We start from the raw sequence: 14541 nt of genomic DNA, 5'->3' as shown, positions 1-14541 counted from the left end.
TTTGTGCGTAATTACTTAATCCATCGTGTATGATGAATGATTGATAGTGTAACACTAAAACCACAAATTTTACGTTAATAGAAACTTGGCTAAATTAGCCGTTTTATTGTTCTCACTAGCCTATGGATTGTACCACGCACCTTGAAAATACGCTGTTTTGACTATATTTTGCTGCTCCAGCTATTGATTTAGAGGCACATAGGAAGTATAATTATTACGTAAATTACGTTAATACAAAGGACTCCCTATGAGCATTCCTGAATCAATCAAAAGCAAACGTCCTACCCAGTTCGGAGCGATTGAGATTCGTTACATTGGCGGTCATTATTACGCTTACCAGGTATCTTCTCGATGGGATGCGGCAAAGGGCAGACCACAGAAAGTTACCGGCAAGAGCATCGGAAAAATTACGGAAGCAGACGGCTTCATCCCCAATGCAAATGGCCTGCGCCTGATGCAAGAAATGCGCATCACTCCTGATGTTGCTCCATCCGTTAAGAACTATGGTGCCTATGAACTGCTCCAGCAGCTTACGCCTGAGATGGATCAGAAAATCAGGAAATATTTCCTTGGTTCCTTCCGTGAGATTCGTACCATTGCCCTTCTTCGTCTGGTAGACGGGATTTCTTCTGTGAGGATGATCCAGCCCCTGTTCCTTGACTCCTACATGAGTGACATCTGTGGGGACATTGCTGTATCTGAAGGATCTGTCAGAAGGTTCATTTCAAAGCTCGGTTCTGAGCAGGATACGATCGACGCTTTTATGAAGTCACAGGTCATGCCGGGGATGACACTTCTCTTCGATGGAACCTCCATTTTTACAAAATCAGCAGATTCCCTGGCTGCGAAGGGATATAATCCTGATCACAGCCTTGACCCGCAGGCGAGACTTCTTTATGTCTTCGAAAAGGATTCACACAAGCCTGTTTTCTATCGTGTTGTGCAGGGGTCGATTGTTGATAAGGCGGACTTTATGGATACCGTCAATGCCGCAGGATGCAGGGACTGCATTATCATTGCCGATAAGGGATTCTATTCCAAGCAGAATGTATCAGCACTCCTGAATGCAGGAATGAGATATATCCTTCCTCTTCGTGAAGAGACCGTCAATGTTGAGACAGAATTCTATAAGAATACCGATGACAACAAATGGGATGGTGTATTCACATATAACAAAAGAGCCGTATGGTACCGCAAGCGTTCCAGCAGGAACAAGGGAAACTTCATCTATACATTCCGGGATGATTCCCGTCGGGCCGAACTGGTCGGTCACTACGTTGAACAGGTCGAGAAACATTATGGAGAAGAGGAGCATGAGCCCAAGGATGTCATAAAAGAGATCCGAATGGGATACTTCTCTTTCTGCAGCAATCTTGATCTGGAGGCCAAAGAGATCTACCTGGATTACAAGGAGCGCTGGGATATCGAGCAGTGCTTCGACTACCTTAAAAACAGCGTATCAACAACTGCATCACATGCCCATACGGATGAATATTTCCGCGGATGGGCATTCCTGAATCATGTCAGCCTGCTATATTATTACGGGTTGCTGAATGCCCTCAGGAACACGAAACTTGATGAAAAGTATTCTGCCGAAGATGTCCTGAAGCTGACTAAGAACATCTACAGAGTAGATACCGGAGACAAAGAGGGGATCCGTATATCAGCAATCCAGAAGAAGACACAGAATGTGCTGGATATCCTCGGGGTCAATCTATTACGTAAAATTTAAAGTTACAGTGGTGTAAAATATCTTGTGTAAACGGTAGTTCCTCAGATATAGAAAAAGAAACCGATTTCCTGTAAAGTGTTAAGCACCACACAAAACACGCACAGAGAAAGGGGTTCCTCTATGTCACAGCTTAACACAGAACTGGCTACAGCGCTATTGAATCATGAATCTCTGGATGAGTTCTTCCGGGCTCATCTTGAGGAGGCCATGAACAATCTCCTCAAATCCGAATTGACGGGCTTCCTGGGCTATGAAAAGCACAGCGTTCAGGGGTACGGATCCGGGAATAGCCGGAACGGTTACTATCAGCGGGAGCTCGATACCCGGTATGGAAAGCTTCACCTTCTCATTCCAAGAGATCGCCAGGGGCGTTTTGACAAACAGCTGATCCCTGATTACGCTAGAAGGACGGCTGATCTGAAAACAACGATTATCACCCTCTACAGGAAGGGCATCACTACAAGAGAGATTTCCGATCTCATCGAGAAGCTCTACGGGCATCACTACAGCCCGGCAACAATGTCAAACATCTCAAAGGCAGTCGCCGAACAGGTAAAGGAGTTCCACTCGCGTCCCCTGTCAGATAAATATGTCGTCATTTTTATGGATGCCACCTATCTGAACATACGCCGCGACAGCGTCGCCAAGGAGCCTCTTCATGTGCTGCTGGGCATCACACCTGATGGAACGAGAGAAATCCTTGATTACGCCCTGTTCCCGACGGAATCTGCGGCGAACTACGAGGAGATGCTGACCTCCATCAAGGCCAGAGGCGTCAAGCAGGTCTTGCTGTTTGCCTCCGATGGTCTGGAAGGTATGCGCGATGCTGTAAAGCGCCAGTTCCCGGAGGCGGAGCATCAGCAGTGCTGGGTTCACTTAAGCCGCACCGTTGCCAGATACATCCGCAGCAAGGACCGCAAGACCGTCTTGGGCGACCTGAAGAAGGTGTATCAATCAGGCTCTGCCGGAGAGGCGGAAAAAGCACTCCAGGAATTTTTGAACAAGCATACCGAGCGGTATCCCAGGCTGACCGGCATCTTTGAGCGGGCAAAGGCGAGCCTGTACTCGTTTTATCGGTTCCCAGAGGCTATCCGGTCAACGCTGTACACAACGAACCTGATTGAACGAAGCAACAAGGGACTGAAACACAAATCCAAGCTCAAGGAGCAATTCCCCAATGAGGATGCACTGGAGCGCTTCGTCTGCTGCCACTACAGTGATCTGAACCGTACATATGCGGAAAGGATACAGCGAGGATTCATGAAGGTATCCGCCGAGATACTGGAGATGTTTGAGCAGCAAGCTCAGGAATCAGCCGCATAACCTATTGGCACAGATCAGGAAGTCTGACCCAGTTTACACAAAATACTTGACACAATCGTTCCGCGCTTTTTCAAGCTTGCTTTCAGGACTATTTTCATCTTTTCCGGTTTTTTCCCTGCAATAAGAGCGGTAATCGTCTTCGCCGCTTCCTTCGCAAGGAGTTCTATTGGCTGAACCACCGCCGTAACTTTGGGCTCGACAATATCGGTAATATATGTTCCGTCGTATGCGACGATTTTTACATCTTCGGGAATTCTCCTGTTCTGCTTCAGACATCTGTTCATGCACTCTATCGCAATTCGATCGACAGCAAAAACTCCATCAAAAACAAACCCTGATTGCATCGCATTGTCTACGGCTTTGATGTAATATGCGGAATCCATCCTGTCCCAGGCAAGATCATAGCAATAGGTTCTTATATTGTTCTCATCCATTATTCTCTGGAATTCAGAGTGACGGTCATAATAAGGTGTATCAATATCTCCCGCGCCTCTGAAGTGAAGAACATTCCTGCATCCATTCTCGATCAGAAGCTCCGCCGCCATCCTTCCGCCTTCTCGGTGGTCTACGGTAACCACAGGAATATTATCTCCAAGGTATCTGTCTACAGCCACTACCGGCTTTTTGATTGATGAATAATATTGCTCTCCAAGAGACGAAACACATGAGATAACGCCATCTACAATGTGTCTTTTCAACATATCAAGATATTCCGCCTCCGCGCCGGAATTCTTGGCGGTATTGCAAAGCATCACCTTGAAACCGTCCATATATAATTCTTTCTCGATGCAATCAATAAATTCAGCAAAGAAAGGATTCGACACATTGGGCACAAGCACAGCGATAATGCCGGACTTTTTTCTGTACAGGTTTCTTGCCAGCTCATTCGGTGTATAGTCAAGAGCTTTCATCGCCACCTGTATTTTTTCTCTCGATTCCTCTGACACATAGCCACTCCCATTGATCATTCTGGAAACCGTTCCCACTCCTACTCCTGCATATTTAGCAACATCTTTTATCCCTGCCACGACAGATTCTCCATTCAATATTTGTTGATAAGTAAATATACTACCAGAGTATCACAATCGAAGCCAAAAGTCTTACGGGAGAGGGAGTGTAAGGTCGCTTCTTATCTTCTCTATGCATTCACTCTGATGTTTCTTTAGCTACGGAAGCGCGTCTTCAATGGTTCTTCCATCTACTCCGGGTGCTCCACTGTTTGCCTTCGCCCTCTTACAGGCACTGTTAAGGTTATCCTTATCCTGTATCTTTCTTTCCGAGAATATCCAGCTCTGCACGGTTCTTTTTCTTCCATATCCGGTTGAAAGAGGGGTGCGCTTCTCACATACCCCTTGCGTTCTTGTCACTCTCCTTCTTGATTATTCGTCTCGGATCTTCCGGTTTCTTCGCTTCTTTCGGAATCAGTCAGGTTTTTCCTTTTTCTCTGCTCCAGGGACACGGCCCTCGCTGCAGAGCAGTGATACTCTCCGGCTGGATATTCCCCAGACCTTTGACATTTCCACACTGGTTAGGTAATCCATTTCTCCATCCTCCAATAGATGTGAAGATAATGTTGTTGGTTTCAATATAATCATGTATCTGGATAGACGCAACCTTTTTCTTGACAATCCTGACGCTGGAAAAACCTGCAAAATCGCTTTTCAGCATCTCCACCTGACCATAGGGTGCATTATAGCCATTCCACATTACATCTTTCAACAGAGCCTTATCAGCCGCCTTACTATTGATTCCTGAAAACACATAAACGTTTTTAAAGTATTGCTGGCTTTCGAATATCTCTCTCCGAATTTTCTTCGTGGATCCATCATGTCATTTTTTGAGGCAAATTGACAGACACTTTCGGAGAAAGACATGAGTTTTTGATCTGTGGTTCTATGTGCAAGACCAAATTGTCTTCCTTAATCCTAAGAAGACTTGTAGCATTATATATGAGAGGTCATGTGAAAGTGACCTGGTTATATCAAAAATCCTGATTGACGATTTTGATTTATATGATAATATGATGCTCTATAGTCAAGTAAGTAGACACGAAATGTGAAAATAATATTCCGGAATCAAGCGTTAGTCCTGACTCCAGAATAGTTCTTCCTTTTCGTTAGGTGTTAGCATTTCAAGAGATCCATGAGGCCTTCTTGAGTTATAAAATCCTTCAATATATTCGAAGACAGACATTTGTAGTTCATTCAAAGAGTGATAGGTTCTACGATTGGTTTCTTCCTTTTTGAGATATTTGAAGAAGCATTCACAACATGCATTATCGTATGGGTAACCTTTCTTAGAGAAAGATTGAATGGTCCTATGTCAAGAAAAAGTACAAGTTAAAAATAACCTTTTTCGCTGATACTCCGCTGTTTATCCTACCGCCCTTCATGACAGTCACAGATCAGACTGTCATTCCGGTTGGTGTATGAGTACAATAATTCCCGCTAAACAGCATTAACAGTTTCAAATGCTCTGTATCAGTGACTTACACACCGGATTATCTCTCAGCTTACGAGCTTGAGAGACTCCTCCAGTTTCTCCAGGTATTGCTCCTCATACTGACCCGGTGAGCAGTAATCACAATGACTATGGAGCCTCACTGTATTATAGAAAGTTTCAATATACTCAAATACAAGACGATAAGCATGTTGATAATCAAGTATCACAAATCGATTGATCCATTCTCTCTCTTAATGAGTGCATGGAACGATTCGATGCATGCGTTATCCCAAGGATATCCCTTTGGGGAATAACTATTAATAAAGCTTGCAGTTGCATCTTTGAAAGCATCCGAAACATACTGTGATCCGCGATCATTGTGAAATACAAGCGGTTTGTCAACATGACGCTTTTGCTTTGCCAGATTGACACAGTCGACAACATGCTGCGCTTCCAGGGTCGTGCTGAGGACCCAGGCGATGATTTTCCGTGAAAACAGATCCATAATACTAGTCAGGTACACAAAACCAATCACAGTAACAATATAAGTGATATCGGAAACCCATACAGCATTTGGCTCTGCCGGATTAAATTGCTGCTGCAGTATATTTTTTAATTTTGTACTGAAGTCAGAATCTATGGTTGTCCGGGTATATGGTTTTATCCATTGAGCCTTGATACCCATCTGATGCATGTAGGTGCCCACAGTCCGCTCGGAAATGGATTCACCATCTTTATGAAGCTGCACCGTGATTTTGGGTGCCCCGTAGTTTTGATGGGATTTATCATATATTCTCTGGATTTTTTGTTTCATCGCTTCTCGACGCTTCTCTGTGTCGGAAGGGACACGCTTCTTCCAGGAAGCATAACCGGATCGTGAAACACCCAGATATTTCAGTATCCCGCTGACAGAGACCCGGTGTTTCACCGGAAATTGATGAACTTCCTCCACGTATTCAGCAGTTGCTGTATATATGGCCAGTGTCAGTTTCCCAGGATACCGATGGCTTTTTTTAATACTTCAAGTGCGTCCTTTGTATCTCGTAATTCTCGCTGAAGCCTGGCGATTTCCTTTGCCTCGTCGCTGGAATAATTGCCGGCTCCGCGGGTTGGGACCTCACCATCGTTCTCCTTTGCCTTCTTGATCCAGGACTTTAACGCAGAAATACTGACATTGAGATTACTGGCTGCTGCCTGGTAAGATAGTTCCGGATGCTCCTTTTTGTAGCGAACTGCATCCTCCTTGAATTGTTGGGTATATACCGTTCCTTTTGCCATGACTCTTTTCCCTCCTGTTCTTTCATGGTACATGATTTATCAGGAAAAGGTCATTCTTATTTTGTACTATTTATATGCTAGCTCCAGAGTGTCAATTATCAAAGGGAGTCGTCTCGCCGATGGTCAGTTGATGAAACTCCTCATCTGTTGACACCCCTTCGTTGGCATCCTGAACCCTTTCCCATCCTTTTTGAGTGCCATAATCCGTTCCGGTAAAACGGCGGGGACTGTCGAAGTATCGCCATCCGGCGAGTGTGCCGTCCCTGATGAGCTGGTTCATGATGTCGTTGATCTCGTTCGTCTGCCACCTCTGTGGTTTGATGAGATCATTTCCTAATGCTTCTTTGAACAGTTGCTTGGAGCAGACCATGTTGCCGTCATATTCCTGCATGAACGCGAGGATCAGTCCGGCATCCACATCTTCCTGCATGAACTGTCTCTGGCGGTTCCTCACCTCGGCGGCCATCTCCGGTGAGAGCTTCAGCTTCACCTTGCCGGATTTCCAGATCGCCATCACCTCAGCCCACATCTGCCTGATATACGCTCTCGATTCAGCCTCGTTGTCCAGAATGAAGACCTCGGCCTCGCTTTCCTGACACGCTATCGGCAGGAAGCGGCGGTTTCCGGTCCGGTCACTGGGAAGGAAGCTGATCTTATTCGTCGTTCCGGCAAAGACACACTGCCTCGGCCTGTCTTTCGGATACCGCTCATACGGAGTGCGGTAGATTTCTTTCTGACGGCTCAGGAAGCTCTTGATCGCCTCATTGCTCTTGGCATTGTTGGTCGCAAGCATCTCGGAAAGCTCGATGATCCAGTGGCCTTGGAGCTTCTCATAGACCTTGTTGCTTTCCAGATCCTTCAGGTCGTCCGTAAACCACTCGTCCTCGACTGCCAGAAGGCGGAAGAAGGAAGATTTGCCGGCTCCCTGATCCCCGACCACACAGATGATATAGTCGAACTTCACTCCGGGCCGGAACACCCTCGATACCGCGCCTAACATAAAGAACTTCAGGATCTCATACGTGTAGTCACTGGTATCGGCTCCAAGATATCGGTGGAGAGCGTAACGGACACGTTCCTGACCGTCCCATTCCAGACTGTTCAGGAAATCGCGAACCGGATGGTAAGCGTTCCTGTTCGCCACCATGTGGACCGCTTCCTCGATAGTCTTCAGGGCAGTGATTCCGTAAGTCCTCTCGCAGTAGTAGTGGATGTTGTGCAGGTCATTGTCCACCAGAGCCTTTCCGTCACGGCGTTCCCATCCCAGATCCTTCACAATATCGACCCTTTGTGTCAGCTCGTTATAGCGGACCGAATCTCTCAGGAGAGGGTCATAGGACAGGATCGTTACGGCGTTTGTGAAACAGCTTTTGATCTGGCCTTTCTCGGTCATTTCCAGAAGCTCCTTCACATCCTCGACCGTCATCTCCGGCGATGCTTCCGACAACGCTGCGTGAAGAGCGTTCTCTGTCGCCGGACTTAAATTCTCGGATTCGTCTTTCAAGATCGTTCACCCCCTTTCCTTTTTCGATCACGACGGATGCCTTGTCTTCCTTTGAACCATAGAGCAGAAGATCCAGAAGGTATTCCACATAATCCCTCTGATGCATCGCCTCGACGAAAAGCGGATGAAACTCTTCGGTAGGAGATCGCGGCGCATGGACCTCGGCCCACTCGTTCAAAAGATGGAAATAATCGCAGTAGACGTTGTAGATCCGGCTCACTGCATGCTCGAACTGTTCTTTCTCCAGACGCTCCCGCTTGGCTCTCTGGCGAGTGCCAGGCGGAGCTTTCGGTATGTCGTCGCTCGTCACCGTCAGGCCCATATCCGCGATGAGCTTTCCGGCGGCATCATAAGGACTCAGGCCAAATAGCTTCGCTGTGAAGTCGATCACGTCGCCTTTCTCCTGACAGCCAAAGCAGATGAAATTCTGATCGACCTTCATGCTCGGAGTCCTGTCATTGTGGAACGGACAGCACATCATGCCGGTCCGGCTGACTTTGTATCCGTAGCGCTCAGCAGCCTTGCGGGTGCTGACCTGTTCCTTGATCTGGGAATAGATCCCCAAAGTATCACCTTCTTTCTTTTCGGAAATGAAAAAAGCGTCTGTCTTCATCGGTAAAACTGATCAAAAACAGACGCTTCTCAAAGCTCGATATTCTGTTGTTTCCTCTTCGGCGGTACTCCGCGTTCTGCCCGCCTTCTGGCGTTCAGCTCGTCCGCCCTTTTCTGATTTCTCGCAAGCCTGTCTCGGATGGATTCTTTGATCGGCTCTTTGATCTCGGCCTTCTTTTCCGGCGACCGGAAGATCGCGGCCATCCTCTCGGAGATATGCCGTGTCATTCCCTTGAACCGGTTCATAAGTCCGGCGAAGATCCGGTGGGCAAAACTACGTTCCCTGTCAGAAAGCTCCGCGTTGTTCAGGATGATCCTTCTGTGTTCTTCGATAAGATCGAAGTCTTCATTCCGGATCTCTTCCTGAACCGTCTTGGTCACGACATCGACCGCCTGCTCATAGGCGGCATCCGCCACTTCTTCCACAAAGGCTTCCGTGTCTTCGATGCGGATCGTGATCGCTTCCAGTTCCGCTTCCTTCGATTCGATCTGCTGATCCTGAACCGCCATTTTTTCTTTTTGCTTCATCAGGATATAATCCTGTTTTTCAAGATAGGCCCTTCCGCCATATTCCGGTTCTCGGTCCAGATGCAGACCGTGCCTTTCGCAGATATCGAAAAGCATCACTCGGCACGCGGCGTCGAAAGTGATCTTCCGGCTGTTCAGCTTACTCGCTTTCTGGTTCGGATGCGGCCTCTCGAACCCCAGAGCTTCCAGAGCTTTTTCCTGTTGCGGCGCAATCTCACCATAACGGTTTTCACAATCAAAGACATGCCGCTCATGGATGTGCGGAGTCGCTTCATCCAAATGCAAGGCCCAGTCCAAGATGTGGATGTGCTTTCCGAAGCGGCGGTCAAATTCTTCGAAAAACTCAGCCGCGATCTCTGCCAGAACAGCGGGAGAGACTGACTTCTCCATCGTCCCGATCTGGATAAGCGATTCTTCGGGGCAGGTCTTCTTGTCTTCCCAGAGGTCCTTCGTTGATCGGTCGCGGCCAGTGTGTCCGGTCTTACGGTTTCGCTCATGCTGTGCTTCGCAGAAATCGTCATACCGCTCGGAATAAAAAGCCTGCTCGATCTGCTCGAAGGAATAAGTGATCTGGTCTTCCTGAGCCTGATCCGTTGGAAAGCGGTATCCCTGATAGCAGTCCCAGTAGACATTCTGCTTCGCTCGTTCCTGATCGATGTGGTCACTGTTGGCAACATCGAACTGGCGGTCATTGTGCTTCGGATTGTAAGCTCCGTTTTTTCCCGCTCGGCCATTGTGCCTTGTCAGTTTCAATAAGCATCACGCTCCTTTCTTCATTTTTGGCAAAACATGCTTTTCCCCTGCCTCAAAAAACAGCGAAAACGGTCTCCGTGTCGGCAGGTAATACCCAGTACTAAGTGACGGTTCCCATCACTTAACTGGGCGGGGCCTTGCCCTCGACCCGCGCCGGACGCTTCGCCCCAGCACCCAGATAAGAGACTGCCGCCTCTTAACTCCGCCAAAGGGAACCGCGTTCCCCTTGACCCCTTGCTCCGGCATTCCTGAATCTCGCCGTTTGCCCGACAGCTCGTTTCAGTCATTCCGTTTTTTGCGGAACCGTTCGCCGGACGTTTCCACAAAAATAGCCGCTGATCGTTTCGCTGCCATCCGCGAATGAGCGGGGGAGCGAAGTCTCAACGGCTTCCTCATCTGACTCAGCCAGGGCGATGCCTTGGCTGAGTCAGATTCGGTTTTCACAGAATCGCCGCGTGGTCGATCCTGTCAAATGGGCAAAACAAAAGCCCTTAACTTTTTCACAGTTAAGAGCCTTTGGCTTGCTCATTTGTGTTTATTGTTACTCATAGTCCGTTGTCTCAAAACCCGTGTACTTGTATAATGCCATTTTGGAGGTGTTTGCCTATGGCAACGACTATACAAAAGGCCTTTGGTGCCTGTGTTCGACGATTCAGAACCGAAACAGGTTTGAGCCAAGAAAAGTTTGCGCTTAAGATCAACATGGATCGAACTTATTTCGCATCTGTTGAATCAGGCCGAAGAAACATTTCTATCGAAAACATCAAGAAGATTGCAGACGGTCTTGATCTCTCATTATCGGATCTATTCTCTGCTGTCGATAACTACAAGGAGGATTAAAACATGGATTATATTGTTAACGATTCCGTAATTGAAGAGTTCCGTGATGGTATTTTCGCGCTTAGGACACGCCGTTTCGGTACTGTTGCTGAAATAATGATCAAGCGTCTCTATGACCTCGATGAATCAGGGTCTCTTGCTTTTGATAAGCGTGATCGTAGTTCTGATGATCGGATCGAAGTAAAGTTTTCCACTGTAATGAAAGAGAACGATGACAAGATTAGAGATGATAACGTCATCGAACAATGTCAAAAAGCCAATCTCGCCAATCGAGCTATGCGATCTTCAGATACAGGGCGGTATAGCTTTGATTGTAATATCCAGCAGGTTAAACGCAGAGAGTTTGACGTTTTATACTATGGCTTATTTTTCGCTGACCAGATCGAGATATTTAGAATGGATAGTGATGAGGTTCTAACCTGTCCAGGCTATTCTGATAAGCAGCATCGCGGAAATGAAGGCGAAGGCCAGTTCCATCTGAACGAAAGCAACATTGAATATCATCGCAGTCATTTTCGTCAGAGAGTACTGACCTATGCCGAACTATTCCGTTTATTGAATCAAAAATAAGTTTTCCGCATCAACAAAAGCACAAATCGTTTGATACTCAGTCTCTGTCATCCCATAGATGACAGAGATTTTTTTATCCAATTCATTATACTGTTTAAGAATAGCTTCCGAACTATCCGCTTCAAGCAACACATTAACCATAGAGACTATCTCTTCTTGCTCACCCATCTCTGGACACGCTATGGGAATCTGTTCAATGTGAGATCGAAGAATCTTTACGGAGTTAAACTTCTTTTTAAAATAGTATTGAGCAACCCTTGAATTTAAAATCGCTAAGATATACTTGATACTCATCCTAGGAACTTCTGGAATAAGGATGTTACAACTATTTAGCGATAATGTTTGATTGTTATCATAGGCAAATACTAGCTGATTGCAGATGAATCTGTACAGCAGTTTTTCTGGACTTCTGTAAAAGTCTATGGGTGCTACTTGCTGAAAAGTTTCTGGCTTGAAAACGATATAGTTTTGAGTCGGGACAAAACGATATTTTAACAAGTCTGAGCCCTTCAGAATCATCTCGTTCTCATCTGTCTTTATCTGAGAAATATATTCTTTGTTGTTTCCGGTAACAATGCCTAGTGCGAATCTTGCTTGTCCCGCAAGATGCTCTACCGGAGACACATGTTCAATCTTCTCAAGAATGCTGTATTCTTCATCAGTCATTGTGAAACTAAAATATTCTGGATCTATTTCTCTTTTTTGAAGAATATCAAATGACTTATCATTAAGAGAAACGGTCATCCCAACGGTTGATATCTTTTCTTGCGTCACTCGTAATTGAAGGATAATGCAAGGACACTGAACTCCATCAAAAGCATTTCCAAGATATTCCAAAAACTGAATGGAAGCACTTTCAGTAATCAGCTTTCTTATTTCGAAATGCGACTTTACATTCAAGATAGCTTCAGGAAGAACGAATGAAACGACGCCATCTTTTCGCGCAGTGTTTAAAGCATGTTCCGTAAATACGTCGTATGACTCGGTTTTTGTTCCACGCGCTGAAGTATACTTAAAGTTTAAACAGACACCCTCTTGATCTGTATATTCATAACCCCACGGAGGATTTCCTATTACATAATCAAATCCTGTCGTGCTGTAGTCCATGAGATAATCCGAATGGGTTATATTCTCGACAACAACGCTAACATCGTTCAAGCGGAATTTTAAGGCAACGTTTATCCTTGCTATAACAACTGAAAGTCGGTCAATATCATTACCATAAACATCCTCCACAGCTACGACGTCAGGCAATTGAAGAAGGAAATTACCTGTTCCGCAACAAGGATCCAACACCTTTTGTGTGGAGTTAGTATTATCAATTCTCAGTCTTTCAATAAGTTTTTTTACAACTTCAGTTGGCGTATAGTATGAGCCTGTGGCCTTGCGATCTCCAATATTGAGGCATGAAATATATAGAAGTCCAAGAACATCCTCGTTCTTTTCCCATTTAAATGGAATACGAAATAGATCACTGTTTTCTTTACAGGTATCCTTTGCAGACAAAGGATTTTCAATTAGATCTTGAATCAACCGTGTGTATGACCCAATAATCTCTGGATTCTCCAAATAATCAATCAAGAAAAATGTGTGGTCAAATAGCCTTTCAGAGATCATCTGAATTGCCGCATTAGCAACAACAAGGCTAAGCAATTCCTCATCAACCTCAATAGACATAGAAGAAACCATTTCAAGGGTTGTCTCTACAGACCTTACTCCTGCGCAGTCATTTGATACGTACGAGTTATACAGTCCTCTTCCTGAAACATATTTCTTATTCCTTCGACTTTTCAGAGCCTGATTTTTCCCAGATGCGATATCTTTCTTAAGGGATGAAACATAACTAAGGCTAAAATACGGCGATCTTCCTTTCATTCCTGTGGGAATCAATTTCCCCAGTTTAATCCAATTTCTTCCTGTGGCCAATGAGACGCTTAACTGAGAGCACACTTCTGCTAAAGACAATACATTCTCAATCTCAGAAATTGTACTAACCCTATCATCTGTGGGTTTTTCCGCTTCACTAGGGATGATCCAAACACCACTTATCCTTTCAGCGCCTTCTATCCTCTTCTGTTCGCAAAGCTTCTGAACCCTACGTTCAGATAATCCATATTTCGAAGCTGCTTCCTTAACGGATATAAAAGACATATAATCGCCTCCAAATCTTTAATATATATATCGTACTCGCCGCAGCGAATACTGTCAATATTAATGTTTGCTTGAGTGATGTTGTTTTGCCCTCTCTTTCGCAGCATTGCGCCTTTCCTCACTGTATGGAGCAGTAAGGCGAATCGACAGCCTCGCCTTGCTGATCACATAGCTCTGACAGCCGATCTTCTTGTCCTCGCATTCCAGTCGGCAGAGATCCGGATACCTTTTTGCAAAGTCCGCCAGTCGTCTCTTCAATGCCGCGTTGAAGGTATAGACACTGTAAGTATCATCGCCTTCACTGGTCAGGATGATGGTTTCCTTCTCATATTTCGTAAGCCTCATACATTGCTCGTCCTTTCATTTTCTACAAACGAAAGCCGCCCCTGTGATAAAAGGACGGCTCAGGCATAAAGTATCAGCGATACTTTTTCGTATTCAGTTTTTCGGTTCAAGACCTGATAAAATTACGCATCCTCATGTTCAGCGCAGTGATGGCAGTCACGATCCATTCTCCTGCGACCGGAGTCATGAATACAATGAATCCAGCGACAATCATCTTTACTGCCTCAGCTCCGGCGGACAATCCCATCAAATACGACAGGACAGCCACCAGAAGGAACAGTCCGGCAAGGACATTGAAGACCGCGGAAGAGAATCCAATGATGAAGGCTCCGAACCACTGGATCACAGTCACGATCAGCATTATCGGAAAGACCACCATCTTCAAAAGAAACCGGATAATCCTCATATCGCCACTGCCTCCTTCTCGTCTTTCGCAGCATTCGCCTTGCGGACCACTTCATCG

The 14541-nt window shown here is 45.9% G+C and carries 15 protein-coding genes and 1 pseudogene; 4 read left to right on the top strand and 12 right to left on the bottom strand.

What is annotated here, in order from left to right:
- Positions 1-247: 247 nt before the first annotated feature.
- Both HW273_RS02945 and HW273_RS02940 read left to right on the top strand, forming a co-directional pair.
- Positions 248-1732 carry an IS1634 family transposase gene (locus tag HW273_RS02945; protein WP_179010358.1) on the top strand — a complete coding sequence of 495 codons (1485 nt, stop codon included), beginning with the start codon at positions 248-250 and terminating at the stop codon, positions 1730-1732.
- Positions 1733-1852: 120 nt separating this feature from the next.
- Positions 1853-3055, top strand: a complete 1203-nt coding sequence (locus HW273_RS02940; RefSeq protein ID WP_179010357.1) for an IS256 family transposase — start codon at positions 1853-1855, stop codon at positions 3053-3055.
- Positions 3056-3069: 14 nt separating this feature from the next.
- On the opposite strand, the gene HW273_RS02935 is transcribed toward HW273_RS02940, so the two are convergent.
- The 9 genes and pseudogenes from HW273_RS02935 to HW273_RS02900 all read right to left on the bottom strand — a co-directional run bounded on the left by HW273_RS02935 (position 3070) and on the right by HW273_RS02900 (position 10172).
- A complete protein-coding gene (locus HW273_RS02935; protein WP_179010356.1) occupies positions 3070-4083 on the bottom strand; it encodes a LacI family DNA-binding transcriptional regulator in 1014 nt (337 codons plus the stop codon).
- Between the two features lie 397 nt (positions 4084-4480).
- The gene (locus HW273_RS11845) at positions 4481-4774 is read right to left on the bottom strand and encodes a hypothetical protein (RefSeq protein WP_179009553.1); all 294 of its coding nucleotides are present in this window, start codon (positions 4772-4774) and stop codon (positions 4481-4483) included.
- A 363-nt stretch (positions 4775-5137) separates the two neighbouring features.
- A pseudogene (locus HW273_RS02925) lies at positions 5138-5362 on the bottom strand (integrase core domain-containing protein); the annotation flags it as partial.
- Positions 5363-5562: 200 nt separating this feature from the next.
- On the bottom strand, positions 5563-5724 hold the full coding sequence (locus HW273_RS11765) for an IS3 family transposase (RefSeq protein ID WP_334298199.1): 162 nt from the start codon (positions 5722-5724) through the stop codon (positions 5563-5565).
- Positions 5721-6449, bottom strand: coding sequence for an IS3 family transposase (locus HW273_RS02920; protein ID WP_330603874.1), 729 nt, complete (start codon positions 6447-6449; stop codon positions 5721-5723). Before HW273_RS02920 ends, HW273_RS11765 begins: the two co-directional genes overlap by 4 nt.
- A 32-nt stretch (positions 6450-6481) precedes the next feature.
- A complete protein-coding gene (locus HW273_RS02915; protein WP_021667285.1) occupies positions 6482-6775 on the bottom strand; it encodes a transposase in 294 nt (97 codons plus the stop codon).
- 91 nt (positions 6776-6866) lie between these two features.
- A complete protein-coding gene (locus HW273_RS02910; protein ID WP_243206732.1) occupies positions 6867-8201 on the bottom strand; it encodes a virulence-associated E family protein in 1335 nt (444 codons plus the stop codon).
- Entirely contained in the window at positions 8107-8844 is a 738-nt protein-coding gene (locus HW273_RS02905) for a CHC2 zinc finger domain-containing protein (protein WP_243206731.1), read from the bottom strand. The genes HW273_RS02910 and HW273_RS02905 overlap by 95 nt, the downstream gene beginning before the upstream one ends.
- Positions 8845-8921: 77 nt before the next feature.
- On the bottom strand, positions 8922-10172 hold the full coding sequence (locus HW273_RS02900; protein ID WP_179010354.1) for a serine/arginine repetitive matrix protein 2: 1251 nt from the start codon (positions 10170-10172) through the stop codon (positions 8922-8924).
- A gap of 606 nt (positions 10173-10778) precedes the next feature.
- Here HW273_RS02900 and HW273_RS02895 point away from each other — a divergent pair.
- Both HW273_RS02895 and HW273_RS02890 read left to right on the top strand, forming a co-directional pair.
- Entirely contained in the window at positions 10779-11012 is a 234-nt protein-coding gene (locus tag HW273_RS02895) for a helix-turn-helix domain-containing protein (RefSeq protein ID WP_179010353.1), read from the top strand.
- A gap of 3 nt (positions 11013-11015) precedes the next feature.
- Complete coding sequence (locus tag HW273_RS02890) at positions 11016-11582, top strand: hypothetical protein (protein ID WP_179010352.1); 567 nt, start codon at positions 11016-11018, stop codon at positions 11580-11582.
- Here the strand turns inward: HW273_RS02890 and HW273_RS02885 are convergent.
- From HW273_RS02885 to HW273_RS02875, 3 genes are all read right to left on the bottom strand, one after another.
- Complete coding sequence (locus tag HW273_RS02885) at positions 11565-13733, bottom strand: TaqI-like C-terminal specificity domain-containing protein (RefSeq protein ID WP_179010351.1); 2169 nt, start codon at positions 13731-13733, stop codon at positions 11565-11567. The genes HW273_RS02890 and HW273_RS02885 overlap by 18 nt on opposite strands.
- Before the next feature lie 60 nt (positions 13734-13793).
- On the bottom strand, positions 13794-14078 hold the full coding sequence (locus HW273_RS02880; protein ID WP_179010350.1) for a molecular chaperone: 285 nt from the start codon (positions 14076-14078) through the stop codon (positions 13794-13796).
- Between the two features lie 106 nt (positions 14079-14184).
- Positions 14185-14484, bottom strand: coding sequence for a hypothetical protein (locus tag HW273_RS02875; protein WP_179010349.1), 300 nt, complete (start codon positions 14482-14484; stop codon positions 14185-14187).
- Positions 14485-14541: the final 57 nt, after the last annotated feature.

This window comes from Oribacterium sp. oral taxon 102, from assembly GCF_013394775.1.
In the GTDB taxonomy this organism is placed as follows: domain Bacteria; phylum Bacillota; class Clostridia; order Lachnospirales; family Lachnospiraceae; genus Oribacterium.
The sequence above is the reverse complement of the archived record's forward strand: the minus strand, read 5'-3'. Positions and strand labels throughout refer to the sequence as shown.

Excerpts from the sequence above, each read along its gene's own strand:
- HW273_RS02945 (WP_179010358.1), top strand. The coding sequence starts at position 248 with ATGAGCATTCCTGAATCAATCAAAAGCAAACGTCCTACCCAGTTCGGA.
- HW273_RS02940 (WP_179010357.1), top strand. The coding sequence starts at position 1,853 with ATGTCACAGCTTAACACAGAACTGGCTACAGCGCTATTGAATCATGAA.
- HW273_RS02915 (WP_021667285.1), bottom strand. The coding sequence starts at position 6,775 with ATGGCAAAAGGAACGGTATATACCCAACAATTCAAGGAGGATGCAGTT.
- HW273_RS02910 (WP_243206732.1), bottom strand. The coding sequence starts at position 8,201 with ATGACGGTCGAGGATGTGAAGGAGCTTCTGGAAATGACCGAGAAAGGC.
- HW273_RS02895 (WP_179010353.1), top strand. The coding sequence starts at position 10,779 with ATGGCAACGACTATACAAAAGGCCTTTGGTGCCTGTGTTCGACGATTC.
- HW273_RS02890 (WP_179010352.1), top strand. The coding sequence starts at position 11,016 with ATGGATTATATTGTTAACGATTCCGTAATTGAAGAGTTCCGTGATGGT.
- HW273_RS02885 (WP_179010351.1), bottom strand. The coding sequence starts at position 13,733 with ATGTCTTTTATATCCGTTAAGGAAGCAGCTTCGAAATATGGATTATCT.
- HW273_RS02880 (WP_179010350.1), bottom strand. The coding sequence starts at position 14,078 with ATGAGGCTTACGAAATATGAGAAGGAAACCATCATCCTGACCAGTGAA.
- HW273_RS02875 (WP_179010349.1), bottom strand. The coding sequence starts at position 14,484 with ATGAGGATTATCCGGTTTCTTTTGAAGATGGTGGTCTTTCCGATAATG.